At 72.4% G+C, this 3,337-nt stretch carries 3 protein-coding genes and 1 pseudogene; all 4 read left to right on the forward strand.

The genetic code is table 11. The annotated features are described in order from the left end of the window. Positions 1-270: pseudogene (locus AB0P35_RS41680) on the forward strand (hypothetical protein); the annotation flags it as partial. Between the two features lie 458 nt (positions 271-728). Beyond that, the gene (locus AB0P35_RS41685; RefSeq protein ID WP_363521729.1) at positions 729-1,454 is read left to right on the forward strand and encodes a pyridoxamine 5'-phosphate oxidase family protein; all 726 of its coding nucleotides are present in this window, start codon (positions 729-731) and stop codon (positions 1,452-1,454) included. Then, entirely contained in the window at positions 1,451-2,077 is a 627-nt protein-coding gene (locus AB0P35_RS41690) for a CBS domain-containing protein (RefSeq protein ID WP_363521731.1), read from the forward strand. The genes AB0P35_RS41685 and AB0P35_RS41690 overlap by 4 nt, the downstream gene beginning before the upstream one ends. 52 nt (positions 2,078-2,129) lie before the next feature. Next, positions 2,130-2,825, forward strand: a complete 696-nt coding sequence (locus AB0P35_RS41695) for a CBS domain-containing protein (protein ID WP_363521733.1) — start codon at positions 2,130-2,132, stop codon at positions 2,823-2,825. Positions 2,826-3,337: the final 512 nt, after the last annotated feature.

Genomic DNA, 3,337 nt, shown 5'->3' on the forward strand with positions numbered 1-3,337 from the left:
CTGTCCACCGAACGGGACGACCCGGCGGACTGGCTGAGGGCCGGTCTGGCACTGCAGCACGTGCTGCTGGTCGCCACCGTCCACCAGGTCCGCGCGTCGATGCTGCACCAGGCCGTCGAGTGGCCCGAGTTGCGGTGGGAGACCCGGGACCCGTCGCACGGGCCCGGCTGCGTGCAGATGATCCTCAGGCTCGGCTACGGCCCGGAGGGCGCGCCCACTCCGCGGCTCCCGGTCACCGACAGCATCGACAGGAACGACGAAGCGGAGTGAGCCCAGGCAGCCGGCGCGGGGACCCGCCGGACCAGCCGCCCGATCGGCCGGGTGGGCCGGCCCGCTGCGCCGTCCGCCCTCCGGCAGTCCGGCACCGTTGCCCGCGACCGTTGTCCGCGGCCGTGAGCACCAGGTCGGAGCCGGTGCTGAGCACCACCTCGACGGAGGTGGCCACGGTGTGCCGGGCGGCCTCCAGCCTGGCCTGGAGGACGTCGAGCGGATCGTTCGGACGGAGCTGCGACAGGGGGATCCGCCCTCGTCGCGGAGTTTGCCACGTCCTCCTCCCTCCCGGTCGGACGGCCGATTCCGGGGCAGGGGCGGTGCCCGCACGCGCCGTGGCAGTGGGCCGCTCGACCCGTCCTGCGGGCCGTCCGGCCCATGGTGCCGGCACCGGGCCGGCACGACGCTGAAAGGGAAGCCCGGCAGTCGCCTTCTTCCGCACCCGAGGACCGTGGGCCATGAACACGAACAGCACGCTGCCCGCCCTGACCGGCTTGTTCGACGGCATACCGGAAGACATCACCCGACGGGTCGTCGCACGGTGCCGCCAACTCGGCCTCACCCAGGACGGCGCGGCCGCCCGCGCGGGCATGTCGCCCCGGTACCTCGGCCACCTCCTGGACTTCGGGCCGGGTTTCGACCCGGGTGCGATGTTCCGCCTGGCACACGTCCTCGGGCTCAGCAAGGAGGACCTCGTCGAAGGACGCCCCGACGCCCCTCCCGGCGGCCCACCGGCGGCCCTGCACCCCCGACTGCTCAGGCTCACCGAGAAGGAGTGCTGGGAGCGGCTGGGTACCCACGGCGTCGGCCGGATCGCACTACCGGGCCAGCCCTACCCGATCGTTCTGCCGGTCAACTACACCGTGGACGGCCGGGCGATCGCCTACCGGACGGCCGACTTCGGAGTCGCGGCCACGGCCGCCGGCTCCGACGTCGGCTTCGAGGTGGATCGGGTGGACGACGCGAGCAGCTCCGGGTGGAGCGTCCTGATCGGCGGAAGGGCGGAGCGCGTCGGCGATCCCGCGGAGGACCACCGGCTCGACCGGCTGGCCGCCACCGAACCCTGGGCGGGCGGCACCCGGCACCTGTGGATCCGCATCGATCCGGAGACCGTGACCGGCCGCGTCATCCTTCCCGCCGGGGGCGGAGCGGAAGTCGAACGCGGCGAGGGAGGCGGGTCATGAGACACCGACAGGTGGCCGACGTGATGACCCGGGAGGTGGTCCGCGTCCCACCGGACACCGGCTTCCGCGAGATCGCGGCAACGCTGGCCGTGCACCGGATCAGCGCCGTGCCGGTGGTCGACCGTGCGGACCGTCCGATCGGCATCGTGTCCGAGGCGGACCTGCTGCACACCCAGGCCCTCCAGGACGACCCCGCAGAGATGCGGGCCGCACCCCGGCGGGACGCAGACAGAGCCACGGCCGCCGAGCTGATGTCCGCCCCGCCCGTCTGCACCACGGCGGACGCCAGCGTGGTCGCCGCCGCCCGGCAGATGGAGCGGCACGGGGTGAAGCGCCTGCCCGTGGTGGACACCGACGGCCGACTGGTCGGCATGGTCAGCAGAGCCGACCTGGTGCAGGTCTTCCTCCGGGACGACCGGGCCGTAGAACAGGAGATCGTCGACGAGGTGCTCTGCGAGATCGAAGGCGTCGACCCCGCCGCCGTGAGCGTGAAGGTCGACCAGGGGCGGGTGACGCTCGGCGGAACCATCGACCCGCCCTACCTGGCCCCGATCGTCAGCAGGCTGTGCCGCTCGATCGACGGCGTCGTCTCCGTCACCGACGAGACCGAGAAGCGCGGTTGAAGCGACCGAGTCGCAGTGAGAGTGCAGACCGGACAGAGGAGGAGCGAGGACAATGCAGCACCGCAGCGTTCACGACGTCATGACCCGGGAAGTGGTGACCGCGCGGCCGGACACGCCGTTCAAGTCGGTCGTGGCCCTGTTCCACCGCAACGACATCACGGCCGTCCCCGTACTCGACGACGAGGACAGGCCGATCGGCATGGTCTCCGAGGCGGACCTGATCCGCAAGGAGGCGGTGCTGCCCGACCCCGAGGGCCACACGCCGGGGCGATGGCTGCCCCCGAAGGACCGCGCCCGCGCCGAGGCGGAGACGGCCGGAGGCCTGATGACCTCGCCGGCGATCACCGCCCGGACCGGCTGGTCGGTGCCGGAAGCCGCCCGGCAGATGGACAAGCACAAGGTCAAGCGCCTCCCCGTGGTGGACGAGGCCGGCCGCCTCGTCGGCATCGTGAGCCGCCGCGACCTGCTGGAGGTCTTCCTGCGGCACGACGCAGCGATCCGTGAGGAGATCGTCCATGACGTGTTCGGCGAGTTCCTCCGGACCTCCCCGGAGGACGTCCGGGTGACCGTGCAGGACGGCGTCGTCACGGTCGCTGGCCGCCTACCGCGGCGCACCCTGATCCCGATCGCCGAACAACTGTGCCGGGCCGTCGACGGAGTCGTGGCAGTCCACCAGACGCTCGACTGGGCCGAGGACGATACCGAGGCCGGTCTCGAACACCCCCGCGCCTACCGGGCCGGCCGCTGAGCCGGTGCACGACCGGATCCGGACCGCCGTCGCCGTGACGGCGGTCCGTCACACGAGCCGGTGCCGCCCGTCGTCCACGGGCGGCACCGGCACCGGGCTCAACGGCCGCCAGCAGGCCCGTCGGTCCGGATGCGCCGACCGGTCACCGACGACGTGCGGATCCAGACGTCGAGACCGCCCCCGACCCACGGATCGGGGCGACCCGGATTCGTCAGATGCTCGACCACCGTGGCGGATCTTCCGCAAGGCCGCCCTCGCCGGGCAGTCCTTCGCCGACCCCGACGAGATCACCCGAGCGACCAGCCTGGCCACCACCCAACTCAACGCCCGCGCCCGACCCTGGGTCTGGGGCCGACCAGCACCGCCAACCCGACAACTCCGACGCCGCTACATGCACCTGCTTTGAGGAACGCAGCACTAGCCTCCGTGTTTCGCTTCGCGTCGGCTGATCTGGGGTGATCTCCAGGTTGAAGGTCGTGGGGTTGCCGTCGGACGGTGGGCATGCCGAGGGC

It is taken from the genome of Kitasatospora sp. NPDC085879 (assembly GCF_040686255.1).
Lineage (GTDB): Bacteria > Actinomycetota > Actinomycetes > Streptomycetales > Streptomycetaceae > Kitasatospora.